Here is a 16,708-nt window from a genome sequence, read left to right on the forward strand (position 1 = left end):
CTTCGGAAAGGCGGCGACGGCCCGGGCCTTGGCCTCGGGCGTTTCGGCCGCCTCGACCTCGTCGCGCAGGCTGCGCGCGATCACCATGCCGATCTCGGCCAGCTCGGCCAGGACCGACGCGTGGCGCTCGGTGTGTTCCGCAGTGGACATGAACAAAAGAAGAACATGACCACGGGCGGTTGTCAAAGTTGTTCAACGTCGCCGGTTGCCGCCTCAAAGCCGACGCGGCGGAGGTCCGAGATGGGTGGAACGCGGCGGCCTCCTCTCCCCCCGCGAAGCGAGAGGGGAGAGGGTGGGGAGAGGGGCGGCGCAGGCCTCGCCGCCGCCGCTCCGGGTTCAGCCAGGACCCGTGGACGGATGCTCGCCGCCGCACGCGTCGAGGATCGTGGCGCACACGCCGTCGCGGTTCGTGAGCACCGCGGAGTTCCAGAAGCGGATCACCCACCTTCCAGGTAGGCGGTGCGACGCGCGTCATAGGCGACCTGCTCCGAATGCTGGCCGCCGTCCAATTCGACGACGAGCCCGGCCTCGACGCAGAGGAAATCGACAATGAACGGCCCTTTCGGGACCTGACGCCGCCAGCGCCAGCCGCCAAGGCGCCGGGCCCGTAGCGCGTTCCACAGCCGCGCCTCGGCCTCAGTGTCCTCGCGGCGGAGCGCGCGGGCGCGATCGCGCGGCGTGGTGTCCCTGAGGGTCTTGAACGTGGCCATGGGGCCGACGGTGGGTCATGGCTGGGCCGTCGTGCAAGCGGCAAGGCCTGCGTCGCCCCTCTCCCTACCCTCTCCCCACTCTTCGCTGCGCTCGGGGGGAGAGGAGGTGGATGCGCTGGGCCGGCCAACGTCGGCGCCCCTACCCCTCCGCCTTGACCCGCCGCGCCCGCGCCTTCGGCGGCGGCGCCCCTGGCAGCCGCAGCTCGAAGACGGTCCCCTGCTCGCCGGTGACCGACAGGGTCAGGTCGCCGCCGTGGCCCTGGGCCAGTTCGCGGGCGATGGCGAGGCCCAGGCCGGTGCTGTCCGGGCGGCCGGAGCCGGCGAAGGGCTGGAAGAGGCGTTCGCGGAGGCGTTCGGGGACGCCGGGGCCGTCGTCGGAGATGCGGATCAGGCTGGCGCCGCCCACGGCCTCGATGGAGACCTCGACGCGGCCGGCGCCGCCGCGGTCCGCCTGGTGCTCGATGGCCTGGCGGGCGTTGCGCAGCAGGTTGACCAGGATCCGATGGAGCTGGTCGGGGTCGGCGGTCACCTGGTCGCCGGCGGCCACCTTGGAGACCAGCCGGACGCCGGAACCGATCAGCCGCGCCTCGGCCGCCGCCTCCTTCAGCGCCTCGGCCAGCTCGACGGTCTGGGTTTCGGGCGCGGCCTCCTGGGTCTTGCCGTAGACCAGCACGTCGGCGGCCAGCTTCACGGCGCGGTCCAGGGCGCGTTCCAGGCGGGGCAGGGCCTGGCTGACCTTGGGGTCCTTGGACGCCGCCAGCCGCTCGGAGGCGAGCTGGGCGCTGGTCAGCATGTTCTTGAGGTCGTGATTGATCTTGGCCACCGCCTCGCCCAGGGCGGCCAGGCGGGCGCGGGCGTTCAGGGCCACGCGCACGTCGGCCTGCATGCGGTCGAGCTCGGTCTCGGCGCGGCCGATCTCGTCGCGGCGGCCGGAGAGCTGGACGCGGGCGGCGGGATCGTCGGGATCGGCGCGGAACCGCTCCATGGCGAAGGTGATCCGCTGCATGGGCCGCACCAGGAACAGGTTGAGCGCCACATAGACGATCAGCCCGGCCAGCGAGGCCACCCCCGCCACAATCGCCACCAGGCGCCAGAGGTAGCTGGCCAGGGCCTTCTTCAGCTCGGTGTCGGTGGCGACGAACTCGATGAAGTCGGCCTGCCGGAAGCGCGGCTCGGCCATCACCCGCACCCGCCCGCCGTCGCCCAGCAGGGTCTGGAACGGGGCGAAGAGGGCCAAGCCCGTGGCCCGCGGCCGCAGGTCGACCAGGTAGGGCGCCTTCGCCGGTCGGGCGCTGGCGAACACCAGCCGGCGCACGCCCTCGTTGGAGACGGCCACGATCTCGACGCCGGCGCCTTCCAGGAGCTGGGTTTTCAGCTGGTCGCTGACCACGCGGTCGGGGGCCACCTCGGCGGCGAGCGAGGCCAGCTCGGCGGCGCGGACCCGGTCCAGCAGCCACTGCTGTTCGTAGGCGGCCATGGCCGGCGGGATGGCCAGGGCCCCGCCCAGGCCCGCGAAGACCACGGTGAGCACCAGCAGGCGCGCGGAGAGGCCGCCGGGCCAGAAGAGGCGGCGCCGGTTCCGCGCGGGAGCTTCGGTCGGTGCGTCCGCCATTGTCCTCCGAATTAGTGCAGCGGGACCGTTGCGGCAACGGAAGGGCCTGGAAGCGGAACCTATCCGGTCCCGACCGCCTCCGCCACGGACGCAAAGCCGTCGGCGCGCAGACGTTCCGCCAGCTCGCGCTTGATCCGCACGACCAGGCCCGGCCCTTCGTAGGCCAGGGCCGAGTAGAGCTGCACCGCCGAGGCGCCCGCCCGCAGCTTGGCGTAGGCGTCGGCGCCCGAGGCGATCCCTCCCGCGCCGACCAGCACGAACCGTCCCGCCGCCGCCTGGCGGAAGCGGGACAGCACGCCGGTGGACAGCTGGAAGAGCGGCGCGCCCGAGAGGCCGCCGGCCTCGTCGCGGTGCGGGGATTTCAGGGGCGGGCGGCTGACGGTGGTGTTGGAGACGATCACGCCCGCCAGGCCGTGGGCGGCGACGGTCTCGGCGATGGCCTCGACCTCGCCGTCCTCCAGATCCGGCGCGACCTTCAGGAACATCGGCGCGGCCACGCCCTGGGGCAGGGAATCGGCTGTGGCCATCAGCCGGCCCAGCAGGTCGTCCAGCGCCGCCTTGGTCTGCAGGGCGCGCAGGCCCGGCGTGTTGGGCGAGGAGATGTTGATGGTGACGTAGGAGGCCAGGCCCCACAGGCGCCGCAGGCAGGCGGTGTAGTCGGCCAGCCGGTCTTCGGAGTCCTTGTTCGCCCCGATGTTGGCGCCGACCACGCCCCGGCCGCGCCGCGCCAGGCGGGCGGCGTAGGGCTCCAGCCCCTCGTTGTTGAACCCCATCCGGTTGATCACCGCCCGGTCCTCGGCGAGGCGGAAGAGGCGCGGGCGCGGGTTGCCGGCCTGGGGCTTGGGCGTGACCGTGCCGCATTCCACGAAGCCGAAGCCGGCGCGCAGCATGGGACCGAACACCTCGGCGTTCTTGTCGAAGCCCGGCGCCAGGCCGACGGGATTGGGCAGTTTGAGCCCCGCCAGCTCGGTGGCCAGGATCGGGTCGTCGGCGGGGGCGCGCGGGCCCAGTCCCAGCTTCAGGCCGGCCAGGGCGGCGGTGTGGGCGTCCTCGGGGTCGAGACAGCGCAGGGCGCGGGTGGCCAGGCCGTGCAGGTCGTTCATGCGGGCGTTTCCGGCACGCCGTCGGCGTCCAGCGGCGCCTCGTGGACCGCGCGGACGTCGCCCGTGGCCAGCACGCCATAGAGGTGGGGGAACAGGTCGCCGCCGCGCGACGGCTCCCACTTCAGGCGCTCGCCCAGGTCGTCGCCCTCCACCTCCAGCACCACGAGATCCTTCAGCCAGACGAAATAGCGCCGCGCCGTCTCCTTCGCCTGGGCGGCGGTGGAGAAGTGGATGAAGCCGTCCTCACGGTCGACCTCCGACCCCTCGAACCGGCCGGCGGCCTGCGCGGCCGTCCACTCCGCGCGGGTCAGGATCTTGTAGATGCGCAAACTACCGCTCCGGAAAGAACAGGCCGTCGAAGTGGGGCCGGCCGTTGGCGTCGAACAGGAAGACCGACGCCGCCGCGGTGGGGAAGTTGCGCTGGGCGCGGGCGATGAGGCTGGCGGGCGCCGAGCCCTCGACGAGGAGCTGGATGGTCAGTTCCTGCAGGCCGGGATTGTGGCCCACCACCATCACCGTGGCGCTGGCCTTGCCCGCGGCCTCGGCCGCCCGGCGGATGGTCCCGGAATCGGCGTGATAGAGCTGGTCGTCGAAGCGGGTCCGGGCGCCGGGGAAGGCCGCGCTGGCGCTCTCCCACGTGCCGCGCGCCCGGGCCGCGGGCGACACCAGGGCGACGTCCGGCTGGAAGCCCATGTCGGCGAGCTGGGCGCCCATCTCGGCGGACTCCCGCACGCCGCGCGGCGCCAGCCGCCGGTCGAAATCCTCGCCGCTATCGGAATCCGACTCGGCCTTGCCGTGCCGCAGGAGGATCAGACGATCCATGGACGCTCCCTTACCCGGCGACCGTCATAGCCCAGGCGCGCGCGGGCGGGCAAAGTGGAAACCGGCCTGGGCTGGGGATAGGCGCCGAGAAAGTGGCCCGTGGCGTCGCGGCGGGCGGGGGCTGCAAGCCATTGACACCGTCGGGGCGAGGCGGTCCAACGCGGCCATGACCGCGCAGACCCCGATCACGGCGGGAATCGAGACGGGCGGCGGGACCTGGCGGTTCCCGGCCAGCCAGCCGCTGCGCCTGGACTCCGGCGCCAGGCTCGCGCCGCTGGAGATCGGCTACAAGACCTACGGGCGGCTGAACGACGCCAAGTCGAACGCGGTGCTGGTGTGCCACGCGCTGACCGGCGACCAGCACCTGGCCTCGACCCATCCGGTGACCGGCAAGCCCGGCTGGTGGGACCGCTTCGTCGGCCCCGGCCTGCTGCTGGACCCGGAGCGCTATTTCATCATCTGCACCAACGTGGTCGGCGGCTGCATGGGCAGCACCGGGCCCGCCTCGACCGACCCGGCCACCAACGCCCCCTACGGCCTGAAATTCCCGGTCATCACCATCGGCGACATGGTGCGCGCCCAGGCCATGCTGATCGAGGCCCTGGGGATCGACACCCTGTTCGCGGCGGTCGGCGGCTCGATGGGCGGCATGCAGGTGCTGCAGTGGGCGGCCGACTATCCCGAGAAGCTGTTCAGCGCGGTCTGCATCGCCGCCGCCGCGCGCCACTCGGCCCAGAACATCGCGTTCCACGAGGTGGGCCGCCAGGCGATCATGGCCGACCCGAACTGGATGAGCGGCGCCTATCTGGCCGCCGGGGTCCGGCCGGAGAAGGGGCTGGCCGTGGCCCGCATGGCCGCGCACATCACCTACCTGTCCGAGGCGGCCCTGCAGCGGAAGTTCGGCCGCGAGCTCCAGCGCGACGGCCTGTCGTGGGGTTTCGACGCCGACTTCCAGGTCGAGAGCTACCTGCGCCACCAGGGGACCAGCTTCGTCGATCGCTTCGACGCCAACAGCTACCTCTACATCACCCGCGCCCTGGACTACTTCGACCTGGCCGCGACGTACGGCGGGGTGCTGGCCGAGGCGTTCGTGAAGGCGCGGCACGTGAAGTTCTGCGTGCTGAGCTTCTCGTCCGACTGGCTTTATCCGACGCCCGAGAGCCGCGACATCGTCCGCGCCCTGAACGGCGCCGGCTGCCGGGCCAGCTTCGCCGAGATCCAGACCGACAAGGGGCACGACGCCTTCTTCCTGGACGAGCCCTTGCTGGACCAGACCCTGCGCGGCTTCCTGGCGGCGCAGGCCAATGCGCGGGGCCTGGCGTGAGCGCCATCCGCGAGGACTTCGCCGAGATCCTGAAGCTGGTCCGCCCGAACGCGCGCGTGCTGGACATCGGCTGCGAGGACGGCGAGCTGCTGGAGCTGCTGACCCGCGAGAAGAACGTCGACGGCCAGGGGCTGGAGATCAGCCCCGAGGGCGTCGCCGCCTGCCTGGCGCGCGGCCTGGCCGTGGTGCAGGGCGACGGCGACCGCGACCTGGACCATTTTCCGACCCGGGCCTTCGACTACGCGATCCTGTCCAAGACCCTTCAGCAGATGCGCGAGCCCCGGCACGTGCTCTCCGAGCTGCTGCGCATCGCCGACCAGGCGGTGGTCTCGGTCCCGAACTTCGGCCACTGGAAGGTGCGCTGGGCGCTGCTGTCGCGGGGCCGGATGCCGGAGACGGGCGCTCTGCCCGAACCCTGGTGGTCGACCCCGAACATCCACCTCTGCACCCTGCGCGACTTCACCACCCTCTGCGACGAGCTGGACCTGCGCATCGACGCCTGCGCCTCGCTGGCCGAGGGCAAGCCCGCCCGGCCCATCGACCCGCGCCAGCCGATCGAGAACTGGCGCGCGGAGACCGCGCTGTTCCTGCTGAGCCGCCGCGCCGAGCCGCAGGCCGCCGCGGCGCCGCCCCGGAACCTGTTCGGCGAAGTGGAGCTGCCGGAGGCGGACGCGCCGGTGAAGAGGGGGCGTAGCCGCAAGGCTTGACGGCCAAGGTCTGTTCGCGTTTTGTTTTCGCAACATCAAGTTGCGGGAAAACCAGTTGGCGCTCTTCGATTTTCTCAAGCGACGGCGGCTCGAGGATGAGTTCGCTGAGCGCGTCAGGACGCGCCTCCGCGAGCGCGGTTGGTCCCATGAGATGACGTACGACCGTGAGGCGTTCTCCCTCACAGGCGGGCCGGAGCCCTTCGTTCTCAATCTGGGAAGCATGTATCGTGACTGGGCGGCCTATCCGAAGCGCGAACAGTCCGCGCAGCTCGATCGCGTAGTCGCCCCGCTGTTGGAGGCGGACCTTGTCACGACCTACGAGGAGGCCGCACCTCGCCTCCTCCCTGCCATTCGGAGCTTGGCAAATCTCGAAGCCCTGGCGCTGGACGCCGAGGCCTCGTTGGAGATCGCATATCCCCATCAGCCGTTCGCGGGGTCGTTGGCGACGCTGCTCGCCGTCGATCTGCCGCACACGATCTCGGTCATGGGCGTTCAGACCATCAAGGCGTGGGATCGCTCGCTGGACGAGTTGCTTGCGCGAGCGATGGAGAACCTGATTGCGATCAGCCCCGTGCGCTTCCGGCAGACCGACGCGGGCTATCACATCTCGGACTATGGCGACGGATACGACTCAAGCCGGCTCCTGATGCCGGAGCTCTTCCTGGCGCTTCAGTTGAAGGGGCCTCCGGTCGCCGTCGCGGTGACACGCGACATGGTCGTCGTCGCAGGTCGCGATGATCCGCCCGCGCTTCAGGCGATGGCCGCCCATGTCGTGCAGGCATTCAACGAGGCGACACGCCCCTTGTCCTGGTTGCCGCTCATCCTCCGTGACGGCCGGTGGGAGCCGTTCGAAGGCGCTTTGACGCCGGAGCTCGGCGCCACCCGCGACTTGGCCATCCGGCAAGCGATCTGGGACTATGGTCTGCAAGCGCCCCGACTTGAGCGCTATTTCGAGCGCCAGGGCCAGGACATCTACGTCGCGCCGCTCGAACCCATCAGGAGTAGAGGCGAGGCGTTCACCTGGACCTCTTGGACGGAGGGCGTAGCCGCCCTGCTTCCGGCCGCGCAGGGGATCGGCATGACGACAGCGGACGACAGGCGCATCTTCCGGCTCTGGTCGGATATCGAAACGGTCTGCGGCGTCTTCGCCGAGGACACAACCTTCCACCCCTCGAGGTATCGCCCGCCGCCGTGGCCGACCGAAGCGGAGTTCAGTCGGTTGGAAACTGAGTTCTCGACCCCCGAATGGTGGGTCGAGGTGGCCCCCTAGCGCACCGTCACCAGCCGGGTCTCGCCGTGTTTCTGGATCAGGCGGCGGAGCTGGGCGGCGACGATACCCGGGGGGACCGGCGCCACCGCGTAGCGCCCGGTATGGCCGGCGGCGCCGCCGGCGACCAGGCCGATACGCAGCACCTCGCCGGTGTCCTGGCGGTAGGCGAAGGTCTCGGGATAGTCGGTGTTGAAGTTGGCGACGGTCATCCGCACCCCGCCCCGCGCCGGGCGGCGGCCCCAGGTGGCCAGCGCGGTCGACAGGCTGTTCAGCACCGCGGCCCGCATCTCGGCCTTGGCGGGGGTGTCGGGATCGAACTTCGGCTCGCAGGTCGCCGGCAGGTCCACCCGCACGCGCTGGGCCTGGCCGGCGTAGACGCGGCGGCGCTCGCGCTCATAGGCCGGCTCGCCGCGCAGCAGTTCGATGTTGTAGCCCGAGCGCTGGGTCACCACCGGGCCGGCGGGCCGGGCCACCACCACGTAGCTGTCGGCCCAGCGCCGCACGCGCGGCACGGCGCGCATGTCCTCGCTCCAGAGATAGGCGGTGCGCCCGTCGATCCGCAGGTCGACGGTGACGGTCTGGCCGAGGCGCGCGTAGGGGTCGGCCCACCAGGTGCGGCTGAAGCAGACGTGGCGGCGCAGCGCCTCGACCGCCTGGGCCGCGGTGAGGTCGGCGGCGGCGACGGGGCCGGCGGCCAGGATGACAAGGATGGCGGCGAGGAGCCCGGCCTTCATGGGTGGCTCCGGCGGATGGCGGTCAGCCCGCGATGGCCGCGGCGTCCTGTTCGCCGGTCCGGATGCGCAGCGCCCGTTCCAGGTCGAGGACGAAGACCTTGCCGTCGCCGATCTTGTTGGTGTTGGCGCTGGCCTGGATGGCTTCGATCACCGCCTCGACGATATCGGCCGGCACGGCGATCTCCAGCTTCACCTTGGGCAGCAGCTTCACCTCGTACTCGGCGCCCCGATAGACCTCGGTCTTGCCGCGCTGGCGGCCATAGCCGCGGACCTCGGTGACGGTGAGGCCCGAGGCGCCCGCCTCGGTGACGGCGTCCAGCACCGCGTCCAGGCGGCTGGGCTTGATGACCGCGATGATCAGTTTCATGCGCCCCGACGCCTCCCGTGGAACTCGAATCCTGCCGGACAACTAAGACCTTCGCCGCGGCGGCGCCAAGCGCTGTCGCAGGGCTGGCGCGTCCGGCGCCCGCGAAACCGGCGCCGCACCGGGCGCCGGGGCGAGGACGGGGCGCGCGGCCCGCACCCGCGCCCGCTGGCCCTGGGCCTTCACCGCGAAGGTCTGTTTCACCGCTTCCATCAGCAGCAGGCCGGCAAACCCCGGCCACAGGCGCGAGCCGGCCTGCTCGAAGCCCTCGGCCCAGCCCGCCATCCAGTTCACCGGCGGCACATAGAGCGCGCGCGTCCAGCCGGAGGGCTCCAGGTCGGCCTCGCGCAGCAGTTCGGCCAGCTGGCTGCGGCTGTAGGGGCGGCCGTGGCCGAAGGGCGTCCGCTCGGTGTTGGCCCAGAGGCCGTTGCGCGAGGCCACCGTGACGATGGCCCGTCCCGACGGCGCCAGCACCCGCCAGACCTCGCGCAGGAAGCCCACCGGATCGGCGCTCTCCTCCAGGCCGTGGACCACCAGGATCCGGTCGAACAGGGCGTTGGCGAACGGCAGGCTGTCCTCGGGCGTCAGGGTCGACAGGTTGCGACCGTCGCCGGGCCAGATCTCGACGCCCTGCTGCGCCGGCATGGCGGCCACCACGCGGCGCGCCCGCGGCCTCAGCTGGCTGGCGAAGGGGGTGGCGTAGCCCAGGACCAGGACGTCCAGGCCGGCGACGTCGCCCCAGGCCTCGGTCAGCTTGCGCTCCACCATGGCGCGCGCGGCCCGCCCCAGGTCGGAGGCGTAGAACTGGCGGAGCTCGAGCACGTCGCGGCGCATGATGCTTGGCTAAGCTCGACGGAGGGCGGTCGCCAGCCTAAATCGTGTCTCGCGCCCAGGAGTTGCCGCCATGCCGCTGACCGTCCACCAGTTTCCCTGCCTCTCGGACAACTACGGCTTCCTCATCCGCGACGAGGCCAGCGGCCTGACCGCCTGCATCGACACCCCGGACACTGGGGCGATCTTGCGGGAGCTGGAGACCCTGGACTGGGACCTGGACATGATCCTCAACACCCACTGGCACCCCGACCACGCCGGCGGCAACGCCGACATCAAGGCCATCACCGGCTGCACCATCGCGGGGCCGGCCGAGGTCACCCGCATCGCGCCGCTGGACCGCGAGGTGAAGCATGGCGACATCGTCGAGCTGGGCGAGACCGCCTTCCAGGTGATCGACAGCGGCGGCCACACCCTGGGGCACATCGCCTACTTCGACGCCGCCGACCGCATCGCCTTCGTGGGGGACACCCTGTTCGCCCTGGGCTGCGGCCGGCTGTTCGAGGGCACGGCCGAGCAGATGTGGGACAGCCTGCAGCGCCTGGCCGCCCTGCCGGACGACACCACTGTCTACTGCGCCCACGAATACACGGCCTCGAACGCCCGCTTCGCGCTCTCGGTCGACGACAGCCCGGCCCTGAAGACGCGGGCCCAGGAGATCTTCGCGGCCCGCGAGCGCGACGAGTGGACGGTGCCCACCACCATCGGCCTGGAGAAAGCCACCAACCCCTTCCTGCGTGCGCCCCTGCTGGCGGCCCGGGTCGGCGCGGCCGGCGAACCCGACGCCAAGGCCTTCGGCGCGGTGAGGGCGGCGAAGGACAATTTCAGGGGCTGAGGTACGTGCGGGGGCTGCGGCCGCGGTTCGCCAGAGCGGGAAAGGCCCGGATCGCAGGCGCCCGTGGCGGACATTGGCGTTCACCCCCAAGAGCGCTACCGTTGGGTGATGAAGGCTGAAGTTCGCGCAGGCGCTTTAGCGGCCTCGCCGCGCCGGCGGGCGTCGAACCGCGCTGTCTCCGTGATCGGGAGCTGCGCACACGCTCAGGGTTCGGGATTGGGGAGGCGGTCATGATCAAGAGACTGCTATGCGTTCTGGCGTTCGGCTGGACGGTGGCGACCGCGGCCCAGGCGCAGACCGTGGATCTCGACGCCGCCACTATCACGCAGCTGGCCGCCGCCCTCGACGCGGGCCGCCTCTCAAGCGAGCAACTGGTCCGCCTGAGCCTGGCCCGCATGGACGCCTATGACGATGTGGGTCCGCGGATCAACGCGGTCATCGTCCGCAATCCCAAGGCGCTGGCCCAGGCGCGCGCGCTCGACGCGGAGCGTCGGGCGAAGGGAAAGCGCTCACCCCTGCACGGCATCCCGGTCGTGCTGAAGGACAACTTCGACACGGCCGACCTGCCGACGACAGCCGGCTCGGTGCTCCTCGAGGGTTCGCTGCCGCCGGACGACGCCTTCCTGGTCAAGAGGCTGCGTGACGCTGGCGCGGTGATCATCGCCAAGGTCAACCTGTCGGAGTTTGCTTCCGGTGGGGCCTATAGTTCGCTTGGCGGCCAGACGCGCAATCCTCACGACCCGCTCCGTACGCCTTACGGTTCGTCCGGCGGAACGGGCGCGGCGGTCGCAGCGGGTTACGCCACCCTGGGGCTCGGCACCGACACCGGCGGCTCCGTGCGCTGGCCGTCCACGTCGAACGGGATTGTGGGTCTGCGCCCCACGATGGGCCTCCTGAGCCGTGACGGCATCATCCCGTTGGCCCTCAGCTTCGACACCGCCGGTCCGATGGCGCGGAGCGTCACCGACGTGGCCGTGGCGCTGGGCGTTCTTGCCGGCGTCGATCCGTCCGATCCGGCCACGCACAAGAGCGAGGGCAAGGCCTCGGCTGACTACACGACATTCCTGAGGCCTGACGCCCTGAAGGGCGCCCGCATTGGCGTGGCGCGCGAGTTCTTCGGCCAGGACAACGAAGTCGATTGGGTCATGGAGGCTTCGCTCGCCGCCATGCGTTCGGCGGGCGCAACGATCGTGGATGTTCGCCTCCCCAAGTGGCTGATGGATTCCAAGGGCGAGTTCTATTCGTCCGTCCGACTGTCCGAGTTTCCGGTGCAGATCGAGCAGTATCTCGCCACGCTCAAGCCAGGCTATCCCAAGACCCTCGGCGAAATGATCGATCGCGCCTACCGGCTCCCGGCGCCGCGCGCGGACGGGTCCGGCCCAAACGGGTCTCGGTGGAGCCTTTTCACGCGGGAGAAGCGCAGCGCGCCGATGACCGATGGCCGTTACACCGCCGTGCATGACCATGCCCTGCCGCTTGTGACCGCGGCTCTCAATGGCCTGATGGCGGCGGAGAAGCTGGACGCCCTTGTCTATCCCACCTCTCCGCGGAGGCCGGAACTGATCAGCGCCCCGGCCCCGGCGGCCACCGTGCCGGGCGGCCCTGGCGCCGCTGATGGCGGCATCCACTTGGCGAGCCTCTCGGGTTTCCCCGAGCTGGTCGTGCCTGCCGGCTTCACGGCGGATCGGCTGCCAGTGGGAATTTCCTTCGTGGGCCCCGCGTTCAGCGAAGGGAAGCTGCTCGGGCTCGGCTATGCGTTCGAACAGGCCACCAAGGCGCGGCGCCTTCCCGCACATACGCCGGCGCTCAAGGGCGAGAAGCTCTCGCTCGGCCCCAGGTAGCGCGGTTCGCCCGGCCGCCGTCCGCCAGGAGGAAGGGCCCGCCCTACTTCCCGCGCGCGACCTTGATGAGGCGGTCGGAGGAGGGGCGGCCGGCGAGGCCCTGGGAGGGGGCGACCACGATGCTCAGGACGCCGTTCTTCAGGGTGGCCTGTGCCTTCTTGCCTTCCTGGAAGCGCACGCGGCTGATCTGGCCGAGCAGCGCGCGGCCGTCCTTGCGCTGCGACAGGCGGATGATCGCCACGCTGGTCACCACCGCGGCGTCGGCGATCAGGGCCGAGGACGCGGGTGTGGCCTCGGCCTCGAACAGCATCGGCCGCCGCGCGGCGCGGCTGGCGCGCAGGGACGCCTGGGCTAGGCGCTCGAACACGGCCTGCGGGCTCAGCGGCGGGAGGCGCAGCGGCGATCCGCCGCCCGCCAGCGAGACCGCCTCGCCGCTGGGCCGCGCGTCGGTGAACAGCGTGAAGCCCCCCAGCCGCGTGGCGCGCAGCACGGGCTCGCCCAGGTCGTTCTTGTAGATCGTGTCGCCGCGCGGGGCTGGGTTGGGCGCGAGCGCCCAGACCTCCGGGCTGTCCTCGTATTTCAGCATCGTGACCGGCTGGGTGCGGTCCAGGATGAAGACGCGGCCTTCCTCGGAGACGTAGCGGGCGATCGGCGGCCCCGCGATCTCGGCGCCCCGATTCCTGAACAGGCCTTCGCGCAGGCGGTCCACGGGTCCCGCCGACGCCGGCAAGGCGAGACCGAGCGTCGCGACGCCCAGCAGCGCCGCGCAAATTGCCCCCCTCGACGCCGTCCACTCACCTGTCATGCCAAGTTAGCAGATGCCTTTGGATCGGGGCGCTTTTTGGACGTCGCGGTGACCTTCACCCGACCAGGTACTGACCGCCGTTCAGCGAAAGCGTGGTTCCCGTCACATAGGCCGCGCGTTCGCCGGCCAGGAAGGAGACCGTGTCGGCGATCTCCTCGCCGCTGCCGAGCCGGCCCGCGGGGATCTGGGCGATGATGCCTTCCAGCACCTTGGGCGGCACCGCTTGCACCATCTCGGTGTCGATGTAGCCGGGGGCGACGCAGTTCACGGTCACGCCCTTCCTGGCGTTCTCGAGCGCCAGGGCCTTGGTGAAGCCGATCACGCCGGCCTTGGCGGCCGAGTAGTTGGTCTGGCCGATCTGGCCCTTCTGACCGTTGATCGACGAGATGTTGATGATCCGGCCCCAGCCGCGCTCGCGCATTCCCTCGATCACCTGGCGGGTCATGTTGAACAGGCTGTCCATGTTCACCCGGATCACCTCGCTCCACTGTTCCGAGGTCATCTTGTGGAACACGCCGTCGCGGGTGATGCCGGCGTTGTTCACCAGCACGTCGATGGGGCCCAGCTCGGCTTCGATCTTCTCGACCGCGGCCTTGCAGTCCGCGAAGTTGCCGACGTTGCCCTTGATCACCATGACGCCGAGGCTCTTGGCGCATTCGGCCGCGGCCTCGTCATTGCCGGAATAACCGGCCGCCACCAGCAACCCGTCGGCCTTCAGCCGCTCGACGATCGCCCGACCGATGCCACGGGTTCCACCCGTGACCAGCGCAACCCTGGCCATTCCGTATCTCTCCCTAAGCCGCCGTCACCGCCCTGATGGGGTGTTCAGCTATCAGACCTTTTCCACGCACATCGCGACACCCATGCCGCCGCCGACGCAAAGCGTGGCCAGGCCCTTGGTTGCGTCCGTGCGGTTCATCTCGTGCAGCAGCGTGGTCAGGATCCGGGCGCCCGAGGCGCCGATCGGGTGGCCGATGGCGATGGCCCCGCCGTTGACGTTCACCTTGGCCGGATCGAGGCCCAGCTCGCGCACCACGCACAGCGACTGGGCGGCGAAGGCCTCGTTCGATTCCACCAGGTCCAGGTCCGAGACCTTCCAGCCGGCCTTCTCCAGCGCCTTGCGGCTGGCCGGGATCGGGCCGGTGCCCATGATCTCGGGATCCACGCCGGCGTGGGCCCAGGAGGCGATGCGGGCCAGCGGCTTCAGGCCGCGCTTCTTGGCCTCGTCGGCGGTCATCAGCACCAGGGCCGCGGCGCCGTCGTTGAGGCCGGAGGCGTTGGCGGCGGTGACCGAGCCTTCCTTGCTGAAGGCGGGCCTGAGGCCGGAGACGCTCTCCAGCGTCGCCCCGTGACGGATGTATTCGTCCTGGTCGACGATGGTGTCGCCCTTGCGGCCCTTGATGGTCACCGGCGCGATCTCGCCCGCGAACTTGCCGGCCTTCTGGGCCGCCTCGGCCTTGTTCTGCGACGCCACGGCGAAGACGTCCTGGTCCTCGCGGGTGATCTGCCAGCGGGCGGCGATGTTCTCGGCGGTCTGGCCCATGTGGTAGCCGTGGAAGGCGTCCCAGAGGCCGTCCTTGATCATGGTGTCGACGAAGCCGAAGTCGCCCATCTTCTGGCCGTTGCGGATGTTCCCGGCGTGCGGCGACTGGCTCATGCTCTCCTGGCCGCCGGCGATCACGATCTGCGCCGAGCCGTCCATGATCTGCTGGGCGCCCAGGGCCACCGCGCGCAGACCCGAGCCGCAGAGCTGGTTCAGGCTCCAGGCCGGGCTCTCGATGGGGATGCCCGCGTTCACCGCGGCCTGGCGGGCCGGGCCCTGGCCGGCGGCGGCCTGCAGCACCTGGCCCATGATCACCTCCTCCACGTCGGCGGCGGCGATCCCGGCGCGCTCGACCGCGGCCTGGATCGCGATCCGGCCCAGCTCGTGGGCGGGAAGGCTCGCGAGCGCGCCATTGAAGGAGCCCACCGGCGTGCGGGCGGCGGAAACGATGACGATGTCGCTCATGACGTATCCTGAGGTTTTCGGAACGGTCCGGACCGCATCTATCCCCTTCGCGTCAGGACAGGGCAAGACCGCCTGCGCAATTGGTTGATGTCATTTGCTTATGCGCTCGCATCCGCGATACTGCGCTGCGGAAAGGCCGGCGAGTGTTCGATCGGCCGCGTATAGGGATTAGGGATGGCCGACAGCCAGGAGACCAACGCCCAGGGGAGTTCGCCCACAGGCGAGAAGGTCGTCATCAAGAAGTACGCCAACCGGCGGCTCTACAACACCGCCTCGTCCAGCTACGTCACCCTCGAGCACCTCTCCGAGATGGTGAAGCAAGGCGTCGACTTCGTCGTCTACGACGCCAAGACCAACGAAGACATCACCCGCACGGTCCTGACCCAGATCATCTTCGAGGAAGAGAGCCAGGGGCAGAGCCTGCTGCCGATCCAGTTCCTGCGCCAGTTGATCGGCTTCTACGGCAATTCGATGCAGGCCTTCCTGCCCAGCTACCTCGAACTGTCGCTCTCCAGCTTCACCCAGCAGCAGGAGCGGTTGCGCACCCAGCTCGCCAGCTTCGGCCAGGCCGGGGGCATCGCCAACTACGAAGAGCAGATCCGCCAGAACCTGCAGCTCTTCGACCGGGCGATGAAGATGTTCTCGCCGTTCGCCTACGTGCCCACCGCGACCCGGGGCGAGGAGCCCGCGCCGCCTGCGACAAAAGCGGACACCGGCGGTGATGAATCGTTAACCCTCTTGCGGAAGCAGATGGCGGAGATGCAAGCTCAGCTGGATAAGCTGGCGAAAGGCTAGGTTGTGGCCTGCGTATTGCAGGTTGCGCGACAAGATGTCCCGGATTGACCGCATCCAGCACGCGGTTTCGGCGCGACGCGCGTCGAGGCCCGCAACCGACCGGTCCGACGCGGCCGACGCGGCGGGCGCATCCAACCTGCCGGTCCCCGTCACCCCTGTCGCACCGCCCCGAAGCTTCCGCGACGAACGGCCCCGCGGCTATGCCGAGTTCGCGGCCCAGGTCATCGGCCAGGGCGGCGAACGTCGCGGCCTGCGCGCCGGCCCCACGCTGTTCGAGACCGCCCGCGCCGCCTACAACCGCACCGAATGGTCGGGCAAGGCGGACCGCCGCGCCCGCACGGGCCGCAACACCCGCGAAGAGATCTAGCTCCGGCACGCGCCGCAGGCGCAGTCATTCAAACCGCAGAAAACGCAGAAGGCGCGGAAGAAGCCGTGCCTGCTGAGCTTCCGCGCCTTTCTGCGTCTTCTGCGGTTTGAATCTTATCAGCGCTGACCCGCCTTTCAGTCGTCGCCCTTCAGCCGGGCGATCTCCGCCTCCAGGTCCGCCACCCGCCGTTCCAGCGCCGCGATCCGCGCGTCGGTCGGGGAGCCCTTGCCCGGCGTCGGCGTCGAGATGCCGGCGCGGTCGGCGATCTCGGCCGCCGATACGCCGAGAAGTTCCGCGAAGGCCGAAACCTGCCCGGCGGAAAGTTCCTGCTGGTCCTTGAAGACCAGCGCCAGCTCCGCCTCGCTCAGGCCCGCCACCGCCGCCAGGACCGCGCGCGACAGGTCCCTCTCCTCGAGTTTCGCGTCGAACCAGGGGGCGTCGAAGAACAGGGCCATGGGCTGGGACCGGGTTGGCGCAGGACTTGCTTAACCGTGTTTGGACTCAGCCACCACGGACCGGCAAATGCTGTTTTTCCTCTCCCGCTTCCTCGATGTGGCCGTCGTCACGGTGATCCTCAGCG

19 protein-coding genes are annotated in these 16,708 nt (G+C 70.4%); 7 read left to right on the top strand and 12 right to left on the bottom strand.

Going from position 1 to position 16,708, the window contains the following annotated elements; translation table 11 throughout:
- Positions 1-437 precede the first annotated feature (437 nt).
- The 5 genes from EPO51_RS24070 to EPO51_RS24090 form a co-directional block, all read right to left on the bottom strand.
- Positions 438-710 (bottom strand): endonuclease domain-containing protein, encoded by a 273-nt coding sequence (locus EPO51_RS24070; protein ID WP_293355813.1) that lies wholly within the window; start codon positions 708-710, stop codon positions 438-440.
- Between the two features lie 139 nt (positions 711-849).
- A complete protein-coding gene (locus EPO51_RS24075) occupies positions 850-2,322 on the bottom strand; it encodes a sensor histidine kinase (protein ID WP_293355816.1) in 1,473 nt (490 codons plus the stop codon).
- Between the two features lie 59 nt (positions 2,323-2,381).
- Positions 2,382-3,425, bottom strand: coding sequence for a quinone-dependent dihydroorotate dehydrogenase (locus EPO51_RS24080; protein ID WP_293355819.1), 1,044 nt, complete (start codon positions 3,423-3,425; stop codon positions 2,382-2,384).
- The gene (locus EPO51_RS24085; RefSeq protein WP_293355822.1) at positions 3,422-3,754 is read right to left on the bottom strand and encodes a DUF952 domain-containing protein; all 333 of its coding nucleotides are present in this window, start codon (positions 3,752-3,754) and stop codon (positions 3,422-3,424) included. The genes EPO51_RS24080 and EPO51_RS24085 overlap by 4 nt, the downstream gene beginning before the upstream one ends.
- Before the next feature lies 1 nt (position 3,755).
- Positions 3,756-4,247: a SixA phosphatase family protein gene (locus EPO51_RS24090; protein WP_293355825.1), complete on the bottom strand. Its 492-nt coding sequence runs from the start codon at positions 4,245-4,247 to the stop codon at positions 3,756-3,758.
- A 166-nt stretch (positions 4,248-4,413) separates the two neighbouring features.
- On the opposite strand from EPO51_RS24090, the gene metX reads away from it, so the two are divergent.
- From metX to EPO51_RS24105, 3 genes are read left to right on the top strand one after another with little or no spacing between them, the layout of a single operon-like run.
- Positions 4,414-5,571 carry a homoserine O-acetyltransferase MetX gene (gene metX, locus EPO51_RS24095; RefSeq protein ID WP_293355828.1) on the top strand — a complete coding sequence of 386 codons (1,158 nt, stop codon included), beginning with the start codon at positions 4,414-4,416 and terminating at the stop codon, positions 5,569-5,571.
- Positions 5,568-6,278 (top strand): methionine biosynthesis protein MetW, encoded by a 711-nt coding sequence (metW, locus tag EPO51_RS24100; protein ID WP_293355831.1) that lies wholly within the window; start codon positions 5,568-5,570, stop codon positions 6,276-6,278. The genes metX and metW overlap by 4 nt, the downstream gene beginning before the upstream one ends.
- Positions 6,279-6,333: 55 nt before the next feature.
- On the top strand, positions 6,334-7,548 hold the full coding sequence (locus tag EPO51_RS24105) for a DUF1444 domain-containing protein (protein ID WP_293355834.1): 1,215 nt from the start codon (positions 6,334-6,336) through the stop codon (positions 7,546-7,548).
- Here the strand turns inward: EPO51_RS24105 and EPO51_RS24110 are convergent.
- The 3 genes from EPO51_RS24110 to EPO51_RS24120 are packed head-to-tail and all read right to left on the bottom strand — an operon-like array spanning position 7,545 to position 9,480.
- Positions 7,545-8,282, bottom strand: a complete 738-nt coding sequence (locus tag EPO51_RS24110) for a hypothetical protein (protein WP_293355837.1) — start codon at positions 8,280-8,282, stop codon at positions 7,545-7,547. The genes EPO51_RS24105 and EPO51_RS24110 overlap by 4 nt on opposite strands.
- Positions 8,283-8,304: 22 nt before the next feature.
- On the bottom strand, positions 8,305-8,649 hold the full coding sequence (locus EPO51_RS24115) for a P-II family nitrogen regulator (RefSeq protein WP_293355840.1): 345 nt from the start codon (positions 8,647-8,649) through the stop codon (positions 8,305-8,307).
- Between the two features lie 42 nt (positions 8,650-8,691).
- Positions 8,692-9,480 carry a class I SAM-dependent methyltransferase gene (locus EPO51_RS24120; protein WP_293355843.1) on the bottom strand — a complete coding sequence of 263 codons (789 nt, stop codon included), beginning with the start codon at positions 9,478-9,480 and terminating at the stop codon, positions 8,692-8,694.
- Positions 9,481-9,550: 70 nt separating this feature from the next.
- Here EPO51_RS24120 and gloB point away from each other — a divergent pair, with 70 nt between their 5' ends.
- Both gloB and EPO51_RS24130 read left to right on the top strand, forming a co-directional pair.
- The gene (gene gloB, locus EPO51_RS24125; RefSeq protein WP_293355846.1) at positions 9,551-10,312 is read left to right on the top strand and encodes a hydroxyacylglutathione hydrolase; all 762 of its coding nucleotides are present in this window, start codon (positions 9,551-9,553) and stop codon (positions 10,310-10,312) included.
- Positions 10,313-10,542: 230 nt separating this feature from the next.
- Positions 10,543-12,153, top strand: a complete 1,611-nt coding sequence (locus EPO51_RS24130; protein WP_293355849.1) for an amidase family protein — start codon at positions 10,543-10,545, stop codon at positions 12,151-12,153.
- 43 nt (positions 12,154-12,196) lie between these two features.
- On the opposite strand, the gene EPO51_RS24135 is transcribed toward EPO51_RS24130, so the two are convergent.
- The 3 genes from EPO51_RS24135 to EPO51_RS24145 form a co-directional block, all read right to left on the bottom strand.
- Positions 12,197-12,862, bottom strand: coding sequence for a DUF4908 domain-containing protein (locus tag EPO51_RS24135; protein WP_293355852.1), 666 nt, complete (start codon positions 12,860-12,862; stop codon positions 12,197-12,199).
- Positions 12,863-13,013: 151 nt separating this feature from the next.
- A complete protein-coding gene (gene phbB, locus EPO51_RS24140) occupies positions 13,014-13,739 on the bottom strand; it encodes an acetoacetyl-CoA reductase (protein ID WP_293355855.1) in 726 nt (241 codons plus the stop codon).
- Between the two features lie 51 nt (positions 13,740-13,790).
- On the bottom strand, positions 13,791-14,966 hold the full coding sequence (locus EPO51_RS24145; RefSeq protein WP_293355858.1) for an acetyl-CoA C-acetyltransferase: 1,176 nt from the start codon (positions 14,964-14,966) through the stop codon (positions 13,791-13,793).
- A gap of 174 nt (positions 14,967-15,140) precedes the next feature.
- Between EPO51_RS24145 and phaR the strand changes: the two genes are divergently transcribed.
- Both phaR and EPO51_RS24155 read left to right on the top strand, forming a co-directional pair.
- Positions 15,141-15,761 carry a polyhydroxyalkanoate synthesis repressor PhaR gene (gene phaR / locus EPO51_RS24150; RefSeq protein ID WP_293355861.1) on the top strand — a complete coding sequence of 207 codons (621 nt, stop codon included), beginning with the start codon at positions 15,141-15,143 and terminating at the stop codon, positions 15,759-15,761.
- 34 nt (positions 15,762-15,795) lie between these two features.
- On the top strand, positions 15,796-16,128 hold the full coding sequence (locus EPO51_RS24155) for a hypothetical protein (RefSeq protein ID WP_293355864.1): 333 nt from the start codon (positions 15,796-15,798) through the stop codon (positions 16,126-16,128).
- A 134-nt stretch (positions 16,129-16,262) separates the two neighbouring features.
- Here EPO51_RS24155 and EPO51_RS24160 read toward each other — a convergent pair whose 3' ends face one another.
- Positions 16,263-16,583: a helix-turn-helix domain-containing protein gene (locus EPO51_RS24160; protein WP_293355867.1), complete on the bottom strand. Its 321-nt coding sequence runs from the start codon at positions 16,581-16,583 to the stop codon at positions 16,263-16,265.
- Positions 16,584-16,708: the final 125 nt, after the last annotated feature.

This window comes from Phenylobacterium sp. (assembly GCF_004297125.1).
GTDB lineage: Bacteria > Pseudomonadota > Alphaproteobacteria > Caulobacterales > Caulobacteraceae > Phenylobacterium.